This window comes from Nocardioides sp. cx-173 (genome assembly GCF_021117365.1).
Lineage (GTDB): Bacteria > Actinomycetota > Actinomycetes > Propionibacteriales > Nocardioidaceae > Nocardioides.
In genome coordinates this window covers 3,302,550-3,319,288 of the sequence record NZ_CP088262.1, presented here as the reverse complement: position 1 = coordinate 3,319,288, position 16,739 = coordinate 3,302,550, and the positions used below count along the sequence as shown (strand labels likewise).

The 16,739-nt window shown below is 72.1% G+C and carries 16 protein-coding genes; 9 read left to right on the top strand and 7 right to left on the bottom strand.

Annotation, left to right across the window (positions count from 1 at the left end):
* Window positions 1-30 precede the first annotated feature (30 nt).
* Complete coding sequence (locus LQ940_RS16110) at window positions 31-873, top strand: 3-hydroxybutyryl-CoA dehydrogenase (protein WP_269217250.1); 843 nt, start codon at window positions 31-33, stop codon at window positions 871-873.
* A gap of 22 nt (window positions 874-895) precedes the next feature.
* The gene (locus LQ940_RS16105; protein ID WP_231242997.1) at window positions 896-2,062 is read left to right on the top strand and encodes an acyl-CoA dehydrogenase family protein; all 1,167 of its coding nucleotides are present in this window, start codon (window positions 896-898) and stop codon (window positions 2,060-2,062) included.
* Here the strand turns inward: LQ940_RS16105 and LQ940_RS16100 are convergent.
* The 5 genes from LQ940_RS16100 to LQ940_RS16080 all read right to left on the bottom strand — a co-directional run bounded on the left by LQ940_RS16100 (window position 1,977) and on the right by LQ940_RS16080 (window position 5,983).
* Window positions 1,977-2,606 carry a VanZ family protein gene (locus LQ940_RS16100; RefSeq protein ID WP_231242998.1) on the bottom strand — a complete coding sequence of 210 codons (630 nt, stop codon included), beginning with the start codon at window positions 2,604-2,606 and terminating at the stop codon, window positions 1,977-1,979. The two genes, LQ940_RS16105 and LQ940_RS16100, sit on opposite strands and share 86 nt — an antisense overlap.
* Before the next feature lie 181 nt (window positions 2,607-2,787).
* Complete coding sequence (locus LQ940_RS16095) at window positions 2,788-3,381, bottom strand: TetR/AcrR family transcriptional regulator (RefSeq protein WP_231242999.1); 594 nt, start codon at window positions 3,379-3,381, stop codon at window positions 2,788-2,790.
* Between the two features lie 55 nt (window positions 3,382-3,436).
* The gene (locus LQ940_RS16090; protein WP_231243000.1) at window positions 3,437-4,114 is read right to left on the bottom strand and encodes an ABC transporter ATP-binding protein; all 678 of its coding nucleotides are present in this window, start codon (window positions 4,112-4,114) and stop codon (window positions 3,437-3,439) included.
* Window positions 4,111-5,241 carry an ABC transporter permease gene (locus LQ940_RS16085; protein ID WP_231243002.1) on the bottom strand — a complete coding sequence of 377 codons (1,131 nt, stop codon included), beginning with the start codon at window positions 5,239-5,241 and terminating at the stop codon, window positions 4,111-4,113. Before LQ940_RS16085 ends, LQ940_RS16090 begins: the two co-directional genes overlap by 4 nt.
* 34 nt (window positions 5,242-5,275) lie before the next feature.
* Window positions 5,276-5,983, bottom strand: coding sequence for an aspartate/glutamate racemase family protein (locus LQ940_RS16080; protein WP_231243003.1), 708 nt, complete (start codon window positions 5,981-5,983; stop codon window positions 5,276-5,278).
* A gap of 79 nt (window positions 5,984-6,062) precedes the next feature.
* Here LQ940_RS16080 and LQ940_RS16075 point away from each other — a divergent pair, with 79 nt between their 5' ends.
* The 3 genes from LQ940_RS16075 (at window position 6,063) to LQ940_RS16065 (ending at window position 9,610) form a co-directional block, all read left to right on the top strand.
* Window positions 6,063-6,953: a LysR family transcriptional regulator gene (locus tag LQ940_RS16075; protein WP_231243005.1), complete on the top strand. Its 891-nt coding sequence runs from the start codon at window positions 6,063-6,065 to the stop codon at window positions 6,951-6,953.
* A 101-nt stretch (window positions 6,954-7,054) separates the two neighbouring features.
* Window positions 7,055-7,222, top strand: a complete 168-nt coding sequence (locus tag LQ940_RS16070; protein ID WP_231243007.1) for a hypothetical protein — start codon at window positions 7,055-7,057, stop codon at window positions 7,220-7,222.
* A 252-nt stretch (window positions 7,223-7,474) separates the two neighbouring features.
* Window positions 7,475-9,610, top strand: a complete 2,136-nt coding sequence (locus tag LQ940_RS16065) for a DEAD/DEAH box helicase (protein ID WP_231243009.1) — start codon at window positions 7,475-7,477, stop codon at window positions 9,608-9,610.
* 120 nt (window positions 9,611-9,730) lie between these two features.
* Here the strand turns inward: LQ940_RS16065 and LQ940_RS16060 are convergent, their stop codons facing one another.
* On the bottom strand, window positions 9,731-10,600 hold the full coding sequence (locus LQ940_RS16060) for a crotonase/enoyl-CoA hydratase family protein (RefSeq protein WP_231243011.1): 870 nt from the start codon (window positions 10,598-10,600) through the stop codon (window positions 9,731-9,733).
* Window positions 10,597-11,829, bottom strand: coding sequence for an LCP family protein (locus tag LQ940_RS16055; protein ID WP_231243013.1), 1,233 nt, complete (start codon window positions 11,827-11,829; stop codon window positions 10,597-10,599). The genes LQ940_RS16060 and LQ940_RS16055 overlap by 4 nt, the downstream gene beginning before the upstream one ends.
* Between LQ940_RS16055 and LQ940_RS16050 the strand changes: the two genes are divergently transcribed.
* The 4 genes from LQ940_RS16050 (at window position 11,828) to LQ940_RS16035 (ending at window position 16,717) form a co-directional block, all read left to right on the top strand.
* On the top strand, window positions 11,828-12,442 hold the full coding sequence (locus LQ940_RS16050) for an acyl-CoA thioesterase (RefSeq protein WP_231243015.1): 615 nt from the start codon (window positions 11,828-11,830) through the stop codon (window positions 12,440-12,442). The genes LQ940_RS16055 and LQ940_RS16050 overlap by 2 nt on opposite strands.
* Window positions 12,443-12,539: 97 nt before the next feature.
* Window positions 12,540-13,949, top strand: coding sequence for an LCP family protein (locus tag LQ940_RS16045; protein ID WP_231243018.1), 1,410 nt, complete (start codon window positions 12,540-12,542; stop codon window positions 13,947-13,949).
* A 647-nt stretch (window positions 13,950-14,596) separates the two neighbouring features.
* Complete coding sequence (locus LQ940_RS16040; protein ID WP_231243021.1) at window positions 14,597-15,895, top strand: DUF222 domain-containing protein; 1,299 nt, start codon at window positions 14,597-14,599, stop codon at window positions 15,893-15,895.
* Window positions 15,896-15,985: 90 nt separating this feature from the next.
* Window positions 15,986-16,717: a hypothetical protein gene (locus LQ940_RS16035; RefSeq protein ID WP_231243023.1), complete on the top strand. Its 732-nt coding sequence runs from the start codon at window positions 15,986-15,988 to the stop codon at window positions 16,715-16,717.
* Window positions 16,718-16,739: the final 22 nt, after the last annotated feature.

Below are 16,739 nucleotides of genomic sequence, written 5' to 3'. Positions count from 1 at the left end.
GGAACCCAGTACCCAAGGAGCAGCATGAGCGTGAGTCGTGTAGGAGTCGTGGGCTTCGGCCTGATGGGCAGTGGCATCGTCGAGGTGTGCGCGCGTGCGGACCTGGACGTCGTCGTCGCCGAGGCCAACAAGGACGCCGCCGAGGCAGGGCTGGCGCGGCTCGAGAAGTCCCTGCGGCGGGCCCAGGAGCGCGGCAAGATCGACTCGGCCGAGGACGTGCTGGCCCGGGTCCGCGTCGCCACGAGCCTGGAGGAGCTGGCCGACCGCGACCTCGTGGTCGAGGCCATCGTCGAGGACGAGGCGGCCAAGGTCGCGCTGTTCCGCGAGCTCGACCGCATCGTCACCTCGCCCGACGCGATCCTCGCCTCCAACACCTCCTCGATCCCGATCATGAAGCTGGGCGTGGTCACCAGCCGCCCCCAGCAGGTCATGGGCATCCACTTCTTCAACCCGGTGCCGGTCCTCGCGCTCGTCGAGCTGGTGCCGAGCCTGCTGACCTCGCCGGAGACCACTGAGCGCGCCCGCGCGTTCGTGGAGGGCTCGCTCGGCAAGCAGGCGATCGACTGTCAGGACCGGGCCGGCTTCGTCGTCAACTCGCTGCTGGTGCCGTTCATCCTCTCCGCGATCCGGATGCTCGAGTCCGGCTTCGCCACCGCGGAGGACATCGACCGCGGCCTCGTGCTCGGCGCCGCGCACCCGCAGGGTCCGCTGGCGCTGGCCGACCTGATCGGCCTCGACACCACCAAGGCGGTCGCCGAGTCGCTCTACGAGGAGTTCAAGGAGCCGCTCTACGCCCCGCCGCCGCTGCTGGCCCGGATGGTCGACGCCGGGCTGCTGGGCCGCAAGTCCGGCCGCGGCTTCTACGACTACTGAGCATCGAGCAAGGAACCACGACATGAGCACCGACCTGTTCGCCCTGTCCGAGGAGCACCGCGCCATCCGTGAGGCGGTCCGCGCGGTCGCCGAGGCCAAGGTGGCGCCGTACGCCGCCGCCGTGGACGAGGAGGCCCGCTATCCCGCGGAGGCCGCCGCAGCCCTGCTGGCCTCGGACTTCCACGCCCCACACGTCCCCGAGGCCTACGGCGGAGCCGGAGCCGACGCGCTCGCGACCGTGCTCGTGATCGAGGAGGTCGCCCGCGTGTGCGTGTCGTCCTCGCTGATCCCGGCGGTCAACAAGCTCGGCTCGCTCCCGGTCCAGCTCGCCGGGTCCGAGGAGCTCAAGCAGAAGTACCTCGGTCGGCTCGCCCGCGGCGAGGGTGGCTTCTCCTACTGCCTCTCCGAGCCCGACGCCGGCTCCGACGCGGTCTCGATGAAGACCCGCGCGGTGCGCGACGGGGACGACTGGGTGCTCAACGGGGTGAAGCGCTGGATCACCAACGCCGGCGTCAGCGAGTACTACACGGTCCTCGCCGTGACCGACCCCGAGAAGCGCTCGCGCGGGATCTCGGCGTTCGTCGTGGAGAAGGCCGACGCCGGCGTCTCCTTCGGCGCCCCGGAGAAGAAGCTCGGCATCAAGGGCTCGCCGACGCGCGAGGTCTACCTCGACAACGTCCGGATCCCGGGCGACCGGATCATCGGCGCCGAGGGCACCGGCTTCGAGACCGCCATGCGCACCCTCGACCACACCCGCGTCACCATCGCCGCCCAGGCCGTCGGCGTCGCCCAGGGCGCGCTGGACTTCGCGCTCGGCTACGCCAAGGAGCGCCAGCAGTTCGGCAAGCCGATCTCGGACTTCCAGGGCCTGCAGTTCCTGCTCGCCGACATGGGCATGAAGGTGGAGGCCGCGCGCCAGATGACCTACGCCGCCGCCGGCCGCTCCGAGCGCAACGACCCCGACCTCACCTTCTTCGGCGCCGCGGCCAAGTGCTTCGCCTCCGACGTCGCCATGGAGGTCACCACCAATGCGGTGCAGGTCCTCGGCGGCTACGGCTACACCCGCGACTACCCGGTCGAGCGGATGATGCGCGACGCCAAGATCACCCAGATCTACGAGGGGACCAACCAGGTTCAGCGGATCGTGATGGCGCGTCAGCTCCTTGCGGGTGTGCAGAGCCAGCTCTGAGGGGCTCCGGTGACCAGCGGAACCGGTCGACCAGGCGGGCGGCGAGCGGGACCCGCGTCAGCGCGGCGAGCGCGAGCAGCCCCAGGGCGGCGCCGAGCACGTTGAAGATCAGGTCGTCGACGTCGGCGATGTGTCCGCCGCCGAGCAGGTGGGCGGTGGCGTACTGCGTCACCTCGATGCCGGCGCTCAGGGCCGCCGCCGCCAGCAGCAGGCGCGGCCAGGAGGACCGCGGCAGGAGCAGCGGGAGCAGCAGCCCGATCGGCACGAACACGCAGATGTTGGTCACCGCGTCGACCATCTCGTACTCAACCTGCGGCGTGAGGACGACGTGGGCGCTCCACCGGGCGTCGCCGCGGGGCTTGTCCAGGAAGATCGGGAAGATCGTGTTGGCGACGACCCCGGCGACGTAGACGCACACGGCGAGCGCCACCGCGGCGCGCGGCACCGTGAGCATGCCTCGTCGGTGCAGGCGCCACAGCAGCGCCGCCAGGACGACCACGGCCAGCGGGACCACGACGGGTAGGGCCGGTACCTCGGCGAACATCGGAGCTGCCCCCTTCTGCGCGTCGGCGCCGTGCCGACCACCGAGATCCTGCCCTGCCGGGTGGCCGCCCGCCTCGGCCTGAGGTGCCGGTCCACCCGCCGCAGGTACCGCCTCGAGACCTGGGCACTTCATCGTGGGGGGACCGGCACCGGCGCGGCCGCGCACGACCCACGCCGGCGCGTCACTCCAGGCGCAGATAGCCGCTGAGCAGGCGTCGGAGCCGGGCGAGTGCGCGCAGGCGCGCCTCCGGCCGAGAGTCCTCCGGGGCCGCGCCGATCTCGGTGGAGGCCTGCATGACGAGGGAGTCGACGTGCTCGGCCATGGCCTCGGGCTCGGGGTCACCGAGGTCGGCGAGGGCCTGTCTCAGCGGCCGCTGCAGTTGGACGTGGAAGTCCTTCATCGGCCGCTGCAGCACCTGGGGGTCCACGATCCGCCTGAGGACCTGCGCGACCGCCAGCTCGGAGCTGGCGAAGAGGTCGATGTTGGCCTCGACGTACGCCCACACGCGGGTGCCGGGAGTGGGAGCCGAGGCCACCTTGTCCAGGACCTGGCGGGCCCAGTCGGGGAACGCGTCGCCGACGACCGCCGCGAGCAGGTCCTCCGACGAGGAGAAGTACTGGTAGACGCTGCTCCGGGCGAGGCCCGCTCTGCGGCCCACCTCGCCCATGGCCGGCACCTCACCCTTCTCGGCGAGGATCTGCCGAGCCGCATCGAGGAGGGCGCGGCGCTGCTGGGCGTGGTGCTCGGCGACCGTGGCCCCCGTGATGCGCGGCATGTGTCCTCCCTGGCGCTGCGTGGCCCCAGTCTGGCGCGTCAGGCGGGCTGGCTGGTCACGGGCCGGTCACGGGGGAGAGTCGCCCGTCGACCATCTCGAGCACCCGGTCGCAGTGCCCCAGGACCTCATGGTCGTGGGTGACCATCACCGTCGCCACTCCGTGCTCATGGGCCTCGCGGGCCAGGAGCGACACGACGTCCTGGCTGCGGGCGCGGTCGAGTGCGGCGGTCGGCTCGTCGACGAGGAGGAGCTGGGGACGGGTGACCAGCGCACGGGCGATGCCGACCCGCTGCCGCTCGCCGCCCGAGAGCTGGTGCGGCCGCCGTCGGGCCTTCTGCTCCATGCCCACCTCCGCGAGGAGCTCGAGGGGGTCGCGGGAGTCGCTCGTGCGACCGAACGTGAGCGGCAGCCGGACCTGATCGATGCTCGTCAGGGCGGGCACCAGGTTGCCGCTCTGGAAGACGAAGCCGATCCGCTCCCGGCGCACGCGCGTCAGCTCACGGGGCGAGGCCCCGGCCAGGTCGAGCCCGCCGAGCCGCACCGACCCGGAGGTCGGCGCGGTCAGGGCGCCGGCCACTGCGAGCAGGCTCGACTTGCCGGACCCCGAGGGGCCGACGATCGCGACGAGCTCGCCGGCCGACACCTCCAGCGTGACCCTGTCCAGCGCCCGGACGGTCTCCTCGCCGTCCCCGTGCAGCAGGGTCACCTCGGACAAGGTGAGTACGGCGGTCATCGGTTGCCTCCCAGGGCGGTGAGCGGGTCGACCCGGGTGATCCGGACGACGGCGGCGGCGGCGCCCAGCAGCCCCAGCGCCAGCAGCAGCGCGGTGGCGCCGACGATCGGGCCCACCTCGAGCGCGAACGGCATCGCCGTGGACGAGATCGCGGCGCCGGCGGCCAGGCCCACGCCGATGCCCAAGCCGGCCGAGAGGACGAGGAGCACGAGCGACTGCAGGAGGCTGTCGCGCAACAGGTAGCCGGTGCTCGCGCCCATGGCACGCAGCACGGCGATCTCCTGGCGTCGCTGGATGGTGAGCACGGTGAAGAAGGCGCCGACGACCAGCGCCGAGATCGCGTACAGGAAGCCCTGGATCAGCTGCAGGGTGGAGGTCTCGGCGGTGTACCCGGGGGAGGCCCCGTAGGACTCCTCGCGGGTCAGCGACGTCGTGCCCGCCGCCTCGTCGCCGGCGGCCAGGTCCGGCTCGGCGCCGTCCTCGGCGCGCACGGCCGCGGCCGTGAACTCGTCGTAGACGCGATCGCTGACGACGTCGCCCGGGCGGACGCCGGCGCGGATCTCCTGCCACGAGCGCAGCGGCAGGTACCCGATGTCGACGTGACCGAAGGTGTGCTGCTCGCCCAGGATGCCGACGACCTGGAGCTCGACCCCGGAGGGCTCAAGCACGACGGTGTCACCGAGGTCGATCCCCTCCTCGGCCGCGGTCGCGCTGATGACGACCTCGCCCTCGCCGGCGAGGCGCGAGCCGGACGCCACCTCCGGGTCCACGAAGCTGCCCGTCTCCACCCCGAACAGTGCGAGGTCGATCTCGACGTCCCGGTCGGTGCGGGCGTTGACGAGCGTGTTGCCGAAGGGGGCCGCCTCGGCGACGCCGTCCTGCCTCTCCCAGGCGGCGACCGCCTCGGGCCCGACCACGCTGCGCGAGAAGGCGGAGTCCTCGGACACGTCTTCCTGGAACGCGAAGGACGTCGCCGGCATGCGCTGCAGCCCGGACACGCCGTCGTTGGCGAGCCCGACGGACAGTCCGCTGAGCAGGACCATCAAGATGGCGATCAGGGCGACGACCGCTCCCATCAGGGCGAACCGGCCTCGGGCGAAGATCAGCTCTCGGAGGGCAAGGAACATGCCTCCATGTTACCGACACCCTGTCGGTAACAAGCTAGGCGGTCGGCAGGCCGGCGCCCAGCGCGATGCCGGCGAGGTGGCGGGCGTGGACCTCCGCACTGTCGATGAGCGGCAGTGGGCTGTCCTCGGGGCTGATCAGGAGCCCGACCTCGGTGCAGGCCAGCACCACGGCCTCGGCGCCCTGGTCGGCGAGTCGCCGGATGGTGTCGACGTACGTCGCCCTCGAGGTGTCGCGGATGATGCCCTGCGTGAGCTCGTCGAAGACGATGGTGTCGACCTGGTCGCGGGTGGGGGCGTCCGGGACGACGACGCCGATGCCGTGGCGGGCCAGGCGGCCCGCGTAGAAGTCCTCCTCCATCACCCAGCGGGTGCCGAGGATGCCGAGGGTCGACCAGCCGTGGCGACCGGCCTCCGCCCCGATGGCGTCGCCGATGTGGGCGAGCGGGACATCGATGGCGGCCTCCACCTGCGGGGCGACCTTGTGCATGAGGTTGGTGCAGATGGCCACCGTCGTCGCGCCGCCCTGGACGCACCGCTGCGCGGCCTCGGTCAGCAGCGCGGCCGCCCGGTCCCAGTCGCCTGCGACCTGGCACTCGCGGATCTCGGAGAAGTCCAGGGACTGCAGCGAGATCCGCGCGGAGGCGTGGCCGCCGCGCGCTGCGGACACGACCTCGTTGATGATCCGGTAGTAGGTCGCGGTCGAGTGCCAGCTCATGCCGCCGATCAAGCCCAGGGTCTCCATGACTCCATGGTGCTCCGGCCGCCGGATCTTAGGTAGTCCGTCATTGCTGATGGTGGTTCGTAGCGGTTCTAATGGGCTCATGGACCCCCGTCGTGTGCTCGTCTTCCGCGAGGTGGCGCGTTCGGGCTCGCTCAGCGCCGCCGCCCGCGGCCTCGGCATGACCCAGTCGGCCGTGAGCCAGCAGCTGCGGTTGCTCGAGCGGGAGGCCGGCGTGCCCCTGTTGCTGCGGACCACGCGCGGCACGCGGCTCACCGAGGCGGGCGAGGCCCTGCTCCGGCGCGCCGACGCCGTCCACACCGCGCTGCACCTGGCGGGCCAGGAGCTGGGCGCGCTCTCCGAGCTGCGCGCCGGCGCGGTCCGCCTCGCCTCGTTCCCGTCGGGCACCGCGACGCTGGTGCCACCCGCCGTACGGTCGCTCCACGCCGACCACCCGGGCGTCGAGGTGACCCTCGTGGAGACCGAGCCGCCGGAGGCGTGGGCCTCGGTGCTCGCCGGCGAGAGTGACGTCGCCCTGGTCTTCGGCTACGACGGGCCGCCGCACGACGACGGCTCGCTGGCCTGGGTGCCGCTGGGCGTGGAGGCGATGTACCTGGTGCTGCCCCCGGGCGACACCGTGCCGGAGGCGCTGGGGGCCACGGTGCTCGCGGAGCGCGACTGGGTGGCGGGCTGCGAGCGCTGCCGCCAGCACCTGGTCGCGTGCTGTCGCGCCGCCGGCTTCGAGCCGCGGCTGCTCCACGAGAGCGACGACTACGTGGTGGTGCAGAGCCTGGTCGCGCACGGTCTCGGAGTGACCGCGCTTCCGGAGCTCGCGCTGTCGGCGTTCCGCCACGCAGAGGTCGTCGTGCGCCGCGTCGACTGGTTCGGACGGCGCCATGTCGGCCTCGTCCACCGGCCCGGAGCGGAGCGGGTCCCGGTCATCCGCGCCCTCATGGAGCGGCTTCAGGAGAGCGCCCAGGCCGTCCTGGCCTGAAATCTTCTGGGTGGAATGTTCCACTCGATGGAAAAGGGTCTTCCCATGGGAGTGGCAGATGCCCACACTGCCCCTGTGACCACCATCACCCGGCGTGGAGCATGAGCGTCTACGCCGTCTCCGCCCTGGCCGAGGCGCTGACCCGGCTCGTCCGGGCCAACCCGGGCCGCTGTGCCGCGCGCCTCATGCGCACCGAGCTCGTCCTCGCCTGGCGCGCCGCCCTCGCGGACCCCGCCCGGCCGGCGCCCTGGGTGACGCAGCGACGCTGAGCCGGATCAGGGCGCGCCGACTCACGCCCCACGGCATCGCGAGGTACGCTGGTTGCCAGCACCGGCCTCGCAGCACGGCCGAGTGCGTCCGGTCCACCACGGCGATCGCGCACGATGCCGTCGGGCCGTGCACCGTCGCGGGGTGCGCAGCACGCCACTCCGCTCGACGTTCCGTCGGCCCCAACCGCGGGACAGCGTTGGTGGTGTCGTACGCCTGCTCCGGCGGCAAGGCGGCACCCGAAGGAGGAGTCTGTGGCCCGACGAGGCCAGCGCCGTACCGGCGCCACGCGCACCGCCCCGCGCAACCAGCGGCGCGGCCGCAACCTCGACAACGAGGGCATCATCCCGGTCCTCGCGCGCGCCGTGCGCGAGGTCGAGAACGAGGTGCAGCGCGGCGCCGTGAGCCGGCCTGCGCGCACGAAGTTCCAGGTCATCGCGCTGCTCGTGCGCGAGGAGCGCTCCCGGGTGAAGAGCGACACCGAGGCCACCGAGGCGCAGCGTGCCGAGAAGCTCAAGCGGCTCGACGGGGTCGCCACGATCCTGGCCAAGACCGCCGCTCGCGACACCTCGCTGCTCTCCCTGCTGGCCGAGGACGCCGAGGTCTCCGACGCCGCGCAGACGCTGCGGCGTCAGTTCCTCGAGGAGGCCGGCCTCGAGGTGCCCGAGGAGGAGGAGCGGGTCGCCCCCGAGCTCCCGGCGTCACTCAACCCCGCCCGCCGGGTGGTGCCACAGTCGGTCATCTCCCGCCAGCTCTCCAACCCGTTCCTCACCCCCGACTTCTCCGCTCCCAGGCCCAAGCCCGTCCACGGCGGTCGGCTGGCGACGTGGGAGCTCCTCGAGCCCCTCTTCCGGTCCTTTGAGTACGGCGGCGCCTCGTCCTGCATGACGCTGCCGGAGCCCACCACCGCCCTTCGGCTGCCGCCGGGCCTCGAGCTGATGCCGCACCAGGCGCAGGTGGTGGCCGCCGCGGAGGCCGGGCACCGCACCTTCCTGCTCGCCGACGAGCCCGGGCTCGGCAAGACCGCGCAGGCACTGCTCGCCGCCCACGCCGCCGACGCCTACCCGCTGCTGGTGGTCGTCCCCAACGTGGTCAAGACCAACTGGGCCCGCGAGGCCCACCTCTGGACGCCCAACCGGCCGGTGACCGTGATCCACGGCGACGGCGACGAGATCGACGCGTTCGCCGACATCGTGGTCGTCAACTACGAGGTGCTCGACCGGCACGTCGGCTGGCTGGGGGACCTCGGGTTCCGCGGCATGGTGGTCGACGAGGCGCACTTCATCAAGAACAAGAAGTCCCAGCGCTCCCAGCACGTCCTGCAGATCTCCGACCGGATCCGCGCGCGCTTCGCCCGCCCGCTGCTCATGGCCCTCACCGGCACCCCCCTCATCAACGACATCGACGACTTCCGCGCGATCTGGCAGTTCCTGGGCTGGATCGGGGAGAAGGCGCCGGGCCCGGAGCTCATGGCGGCGCTCGAGGAGACCGGCCTGACCCCGGTGGACCCCGGGTTCTACCCCAACGCCCGCAACAGCGTCATCGAGCTGGGCATCGTGCGGCGGCGCAAGATCGACGTCGCCAAGGACATCCCGGCCCGCCGGGTGGCCGACATCCCGGTCGAGCTGGACGACGTCATCGGGCGCTCGATCCGTGACGCCGAGCGCGAGCTCGCCGAGCGGCTGGTCGCCCGCTACCGCAGCGCGCTGGAGACCCGCTCGTCCGGCGTCCAGGTCGAGGGCATCGACCACGAGCTCGTACGCCGCGTGGCCGGCTGGGAGCTCTCGGACTCCGAGTCCGCCAAGACCGGCGAGAACGTCTTCGGCATGGTGCGCCGCATCGGCCAGGCCAAGGCCGGCCTGGCGGCCGACTACGCCGCGCAGCTCGCCCGCAACGTCGGCAAGGTCGTGTTCTTCGCCAAGCACGTCGACGTCATGGACCTCGCGGAGGAGACCTTCGCCAAGCGCGGCATCGGCTACGCCTCCATCCGGGGGGACCAGTCGGCGGCCAAGCGGCAGCGCAACATCGACGCGTTCGTCAACGACCCCGACGTGCACATCGCGGTCTGCTCGCTGATGGCCGCCGGCGTGGGCCTGAACCTCCAGGTCGCCTCCAACGTGGTGCTGGCCGAGCTCTCGTGGACCGACGCGGAGCAGACCCAGGCCATCGACCGGGTCCACCGCATCGGCCAGGAGGAGCCGGTCACTGCGTGGCGGATCATCGCGGCGCAGACCATCGACACCAAGATCGCCGAGCTCATCGACAGCAAGGCCGGGCTGGCCGCTCGCGCCCTCGACGGCTCCGACGAGGAGATCGCCGCGTCGTCCGACGTCCAGCTGGAGGCCCTGGTCGCGCTGCTCACCGAGGCCCTCGAGGGGCAGGTGCTCTAGCCCACCGGGCCCTCGGGGTAAAGACTTCCCCGTCCCGGGCCTGACGCCGGGCAGGCCTGGTAGTCCTGTCTGGCCGAGACCGCCGACGACCCCCACTGTCGGCGGTTTCGGCCTCTCGGATCAGAAGACCCGCGGCAGGTCGCTCGCCTTGCCCGAGAAGCGCGGCGCGCGCTTCTCCCGGAAGGCTGCGACGCCCTCCACGCCGTCGCCGACCGAGGTGTAGAACATCGCGAGCGAGTCCGACAGGTGCGCCTCGAGCGGGTCGGCGGCGGCTCCGTTGCGGTACAGCAGCTGCTTGGCCAGGCCGAGGGCCACGGGGGACCGGTCGACGACGAAGGAGCGGGCGAGCTCCTGCGCCGCGGGCAGCAGGTCGTCGGGCTCGTGCACCGAGCGCAGGAGCCGACCGGTCAGCGCCTGCTCCGCGGTGAGGATATCCGCGGCGTACACCCACTCCAGGGCCTGCTGGATGCCGACGATGCGCGGCAGGAACCAGGAGGACGCGGCCTCCGGGACGATCCCGAGCCGGCCGAAGACGAAGCCGATGCGGGCCCGGGTCGAGGCGAGACGCAGGTCCATCGCCAGGGTCATGGTGGCGCCGATGCCCACCGCGGCGCCGTTGATGGCGGCGATGACGGGCTTGGGCAGGGCGTGGATCGCGAGGGTGACGCGGCCGCCGGTGTCGCGGACCCCGTCGTGGTACGGCGCCTCGCTCAGGTGGGCGCGCAGGTCCTCGGGCGTCGGGGCGAGGGTCTCGTCGAGGCCGAACACGTTGCCCTGCGCCGACAGGTCCATGCCGGCGCAGAAGGCCCGGCCCGCGCCGGTGACGACGACGGCGCGCACGGCGTCGTCGCGGGCGTCGGTGAGGAAGAAGCGCTCCAGCTCGCGGGCCATGGTCAGGTCGAACGCGTTGAGCGCGTCGGGGCGGTCCAGCGTCAGCGTCGCCACCCCGTCGTCGTCGACCTCCAGGGCGAGGGTCTCGTAGCCGGTCACCGGCGCCCCGGCAGCCCGCTCGCGGTGCACTGGGCGTCGGTGATGTCGTCGGTGCGGTCCTCGATGAAGGCCTGGAAGATCGGCTCGGCCCGGTCGCGGTCCCAGGTGTTGGCGGAGCCGTCGGTCACCGGCATGGTGCAGGTCCGTCCGTCCTTGCCGCCGACCTTGGTCATGGCCAGCGCCCAGCGGCCGGCGTCGACGGTGCTGGTGTCCTCGCCGAAGCCGAAGAACCCGGGCACCGCGTTGTTGAGCCGCCACCAGCGGACCGGGTTGACCACGGTCCACGGCGAGAGGACCTTCTTGCCGACGGCCGCCACGACCTCGCGCTGGCGCTGGACCCGGTCCAGGTCGCCGAGCGCGGACTGCTTGCGCGAGCGCGAGTAGGCCAGTGCCTCGGTGCCGTCGATCTCCTGGCAGCCCTTCGCGATGTCCAGCCCGGCGAGCTTGTCCTTGATGGCCTTCTTGGGGCAGACCTCGATGCCGCCCACGGAGTCCACGACGCCCGCGACGCCGCCCAGGCCGATCTCGACGTACTCGTCGATGCGGATGCCGGTCGCGTTCTCGATCGTCTCCACGAGCAGCTTGGCCCCGCCGCGGGAGTAGGCGGAGTTGATCTTGCTCTCCCCGTGCCCCGGCATGTCGACGATCGAGTCGCGCGGGATCGACAGCAGCACGTCCGGCCCGTCGCCGGTGTGCAGGAGCATGATCGTGTCGGTGAGCTCGCTGCTCGGGTTGCCGGTGCTGAACTTCTTGCGCTCCTCCTTGGTCAGGCCCTTGCGGGAGTCGCTGCCGACCATGAGGTACGTCGTGCCGGGCTGGTCGCCCGGGCGGTCGCCGTCGGGCGCGAACGCCACCTTGTCGGTGCTCCGCCACGCGAAGAACGGCACCGCCAGCGTGTAGATCAGCCACAGCGCCAGCACCAGGGGGACCAGCCGGAGCCAGAAGCGGGGTCGGCGCAACCGGCTGCCGCCGCCGCGCGTGGGCGGCGGGGCGGGCGCCGGGGCCGGCGCCGGGGAGCGGGGCGTGCGTCCGGGAGGGGGCTGCTGCGTGGGCATGACCCGGGTGGCGTCCTCGCGGGGGCGCTCCGGTGAGGGGCGCGGTGAGGGGCGCTGCTGTCGGGGGATGGCGCGCGTCGCGTCGGGTGGGGGCTCCTGCCCGCCCTTGGCGCCGTAGAGCCAGCCGTACTTGGTCCCGTCCTCGGGACCGCCGTTCCCCGGACGATCTGCCATGGGCGCGACGCTACCGTGCGGGCGCCAACAACAGCTCTTCGAGCGACGCCGCGATGCCCTGGGCCAGCAGGTCGAGGTCCTGGTGCAGCCCCCGAGTAGCGTGGCGATCGTGACGCCCGCACTCGAGCCCCGGTCACCGTCGTTCGCCCGCGTGTCCCTGGCCGTCATCACCTCCGAGCGGGAGGCCAACCTGCTCGGCAACATCCACGGCGGCGAGATCGTCAAGCTCGCCGACTCCACGGCGGGTGCGGTGGCGCAGCGGCACAGCGCCGGCCCGGCCGTGACGGCCGCGCTCGACGAGATGGCGTTCCTCGCGCCGGTGCACGTCGGCGACATCGTCCGGACCTTCAGCCAGGTCAACTGGGCCGGCCGGTCCTCGATGGAGGTCGGGGTGCGCGTGGAGGCGCAGCCCTGGGACGAGCCGTCGGCCGAGAGCCTGCACGTCGCGTCGGCCTACTTCGTGTTCGTCGCGATCGACGAGGAGGGCCGGCCGCGGCCGGTGCCGCCGCTGGCGCCGGAGTCGCCCGACGAGGTACGCCGCCTGCGGGAGGCGCAGATCCGCCGGGCGCACCGGCTGGCCCGCAAGCAGGAGATCGATCAGGGCCGCTCCTGAGGCGCTCTCGGCGCGTCGCAGCCGCCTGTGACGCATGGGACTGGTGATACTGGGCGGCAGCACTGTTCCTTCCCCCGGTGCTGGAAAGAGGCGTCCCATGTCCTCCACGGTCGAGCGTGCTTCGCGCGTCCGCTTCCGTCGAGCCATGTCGTTGATGGTGATGACACTCGTGGTCCCCGGCTCCGCGCAGCTCGTCGCCGGCAACCGCAAGGTCGGCCTCGCGGCCCTGCGGATCTGGCTGGGCATGCTCGGGCTGCTCGCGGTCACGCTGCTCGCCGTGGTCGTCGATCGCGGGCTGCTGATCTGGATGGGTACCAGCACCGGGCTGCTGCTCGTGATGCGCCTGGTGCTCACGGCGGCGGCCATCGGCTGGGCCGCCTTGCTCGTGGACGCATGGCGGCTGGGTCAGCCGCTGACGCTCGGGATGAGCCACCGGCGCGCGATGGTCGGCGTCAACGGGCTGATGTGCTTCGCCGTCGCCGGCGTACTGCTGTTCGGCGCCCACCTCGTGCAGGTGCAGCGCGACCTGCTCATCTCCCTCTCCGGCCACGGCGGCGACACCAGCGCCAACGACGGCCGCTACAACGTGCTGCTGATGGGCGGCGACTCCGGCGCGGGCCGCTGGGGCCTGCGCCCCGACTCCATGACCGTCGCCTCCATCGACGAGGACACCGGCCGCACCGTGCTGATCGGGCTGCCGCGCAACCTGGCGAACTTCCCGTTCGCCAAGGGCTCGGTGATGCGCGAGCAGTTCCCCGACGGCTTCGACTGCGACGGCTGCTACCTCAACGGCGTCAGCACCTGGGCCCAGGACAACCCCGAGCTGTTCCCGGACTCCGAGAATCCCGGCGTGGACGCCACCGTCTCGGCCATCGAGGGCATCACCGGCCTGAAGATCAACTACTGGGCCATGGTCAACCTCGCCGGCTTCAAGGGCCTGGTCGACGCCGTCGGAGGGGTCACCCTCAACGTGCGCTCGCCGATCCCGGTCGGTGGCCTCGGTGACGATGTCACCGGCTACATCGAGCCGGGCGTGCGCAAGCTGAACGGCCACGACACCCTCTGGTACGCCCGGGCCCGCGAGGGCTCCGACGACTACTCGCGCATGGCGCGGCAGAAGTGCGTCATGAACGCGATGCTCGAGCAGGTCAGCCCCCAGTCGGTCGTCGCCAACTTCGGCGACCTCGCCCAGGCCTCGTCGGAGATGATCTCGACCAACGTCCCGACCTCGGAGTTCGACACCTTCGTCTCCCTCGCCCTCAAGGCGCGCGAGCAGAAGATGTCCACGCTCTCCCTGGTGCCCCCGATGATCACCACCGCCCACCCCGACATCAAGCTGGTCAAGCGCAAGGTGCGCCAGGCCATCGACAAGGCCGAGGGCAAGACCGTCAACGCCCCCCAGAAGTCGAAGAAGCCGGATCCGAACGTCGTCACCGGCGGCTCCGTCGGCTCCCTCAGCGAGGGCTACGCCGCCAACTCCGCCGACGACCTCGACGGCGCCTGCTGACCTCCGCCTAGAGGTCGCGGCCTGCGTTCGGTGGTCGAGGTGTGAGGAGCGCCAGCGGCTTCTCGGTGGTCGAGGTGTGAGGAGCGCCAGCGACGAGCCTCGAGACCCAGCGAGCCGACAAGCAGCCCCGGGGTACGGCGGTCAGGTCACGGAGGTCTCGAGGCTCAGGCGCCAGAGCGCCTTCACACCTGGACCACCGAAGCCTTCCGGTGGTCGAGGCGCGAGGAGCGCCAGCGACAAGCCTCGAGACCCAGCGAGCCGACAAGCAGCCCCGGGGTACGGCGGTCAGGTCACCGGGGTCTCGAGGCTCAGGCGCCAGGGCGCCTTCGCACCTCGACCACCGAGGCCCCTCCGGTGGTCGAGGTGTGAGGAGCGTCAGCGACGAGCCTCGAGACCCGGTGAGTCGACAAGCAGCGTCGGGGTACGGCGGTCAGGTCGCCGGCGGAGGTCTCGAGGCTCAGGCGTTGCACGCCTTCGCACCTCGACCACCGAAGGGGCGCTGCACGCCTTCGCACCTCGACCACCGAAGGGGCGCGTTGCACGCCTTCGCACCTCGACCACCGAGAGGTTGAGAAGTGCTCAGAGCCCTGTGGACAAAGGGCATTCTCGACCTCTTGACTGTCGGTGGCGGGTGCTTGAGTGGACCCATGAGCACCCCCGGACCCGACCAGAGCAGACAACTGCTCGACGGTGTCCGCGCCGAGACCCGAGCAGCCACCGACGCCGAGCTGCGACGCCTCCACCTCGTCCACGACTGGTGCGCCCTCCACGAGACCCACGACGAAGACGACGCCGCGTTCGGTGACCACGGCATCCCGCTCGCCGGGCCCGGGGCACCCGGGGTCAGCGAGTTCGCGGTCATGGAGCTCGGCGCCGCCCTGGGCATGTCGACCGACTCCGCCAAGCGGTACGTCGGCGCCGCCCTCGAGATCAAGTACCGCCTCCCACGGATCTGGGCACGCGTCGAAGCCGGTCAGCTCGGGTTCTGGAAAGCCCGCTGGATCGCCGAGCACACCATGTGCCTACCCCTGGCCGGTGCCGCGTTCGTCGACGCCCGGGTGGGCTACTGCGCGCACAAGGTCTCCTACGCCGAGGTCGAACGACAGATCACCACCGCGATCGCCCGGTTCGACCCCGAGCAGGCCGAGAAGCTCCGCCGCCAAGCCGCCGACGGACGCAAGCTCGACGTACACACCGACGACCTGACCCTCGAGGGCACGATCGAGGTGTCCGGGACCTTGGATGCGCAGGACGCGCTCGACTTCGATGCCGCGATCAGCCGCCTCGCGGCGGACCGCAAGGCCGCCGGGTCGACCGAGTCGCTGGACGTACGACGCGCCCAGGCCGCCGGCGATCTGGCGCGCGGGCAGGACACGCTGCCCTTCGGTGACCAGGACCGCGGCGGTGGTTTCGAGACAGGACTTCGTCCTTCCTCAACCACCGAGAGCATCAAGATCACCCGGGTGATCGACCTGCACATCCACGAGGCTGGGGTGTTCGGCGACCCGAACGCCACCGTCGGCAGATGCGGCCGCAAGCCGGTGCTCGTCGAGACCATCCGCGAGTGGTGTGGGGCACCCGGCACCACGGTCATCAACGTCAAGCCCGTGCGGGACCTCGCCGAGCACATTCACGTCGCCGGCTACGAGCACCCGACCCGCCTCGTCGAGCAGGACGACCTGGTCGATCACCACTGCGTGTTCCCCTGGTGCACCCGACCAGCCGAACGCTGCGACCACGACCACGTCACCCCCTACCACCAGGGCGGACCGACCTGCTCCTGCAACTCCGCACCCCTGTGTCGCGGGCACCATCGCCTGAAAACGCACGGCCGCTGGACCTACGACGTCCTGGACCGCGGCACCTATGTCTGGCACTCACCCCACGGCCACACCTACCGCCGCGACCACACCGGCACCGAGCCCGTCCCACGCCAGAGACCCTGACCGCCCCACACCCCGCCACCGCGGGGCCACCGGCATGTCCGGGTTGCCCGGCACCGGCGCGAGGTGGCTCCGGCGGCCTAGCCTGACCGCATGACCACCGTGGCGGAGACGCCCGCGAGCCCGCCGGCAGAGCCGCGCGGCCGGTGGCGGGTCCTCCTGGCGCTGGTTCGGTCGGCGCTGGCGGTCGGGTGGCTGGTGGTCATGGTGACCGTGCTGGTGGCGGGGGAGCGTGAGTCGTCGCTCGCCCAGCTGGAGCAGGCCGTAGCCTCCGGCGAGGTCGGCGTCGTGGGGCTCGCCGAGGCACCGGAGCGGGGCGACCGTGAGGTCCTGGTCTCCTGGCGCGACGGGCTGGTCCGTCACGTCACCTGGGTGGTCCAGGGGCCTCGCCGAGACGGCGATCCCCTCGCCGACGATGGCGGCTTCGAGGTCGACGAGGGCTACGGCGAGAATGTCATCGAGGGCGACGTGCGCGCCCACCTGACGATGCTCGACCCCGACGTCCGGTTCGAGGCCGTGCCGTGGCGCGGGCACCGGCCGACGCTGATGGAGTGGCGCGTGCCGCACCCGTGGTCGGGTGCGCTCGTCGTCCTCTATCTGGCCACGCTCCTGGGCGTCCTCACCAGCGGACGGCCGTGGCGCGCGACCCGGTGGGCGTGGTTCTGGCTGGTGCTCGGCGCGGCGCCCGTCGCGGTGCCGGCGTACCTGCTGCTGGCCGGCCGCGCCGCGGGAGTGCCGCACCCCCGGCCCGGGGCGTACCGGCTGACCGGCGGCTGGGCGTTCCTCCTCAGCGTCGCCGTGGGGACGCTCGTCGGCGTGCGCTGACGCGCCCCCTAGGGTGGTCGCC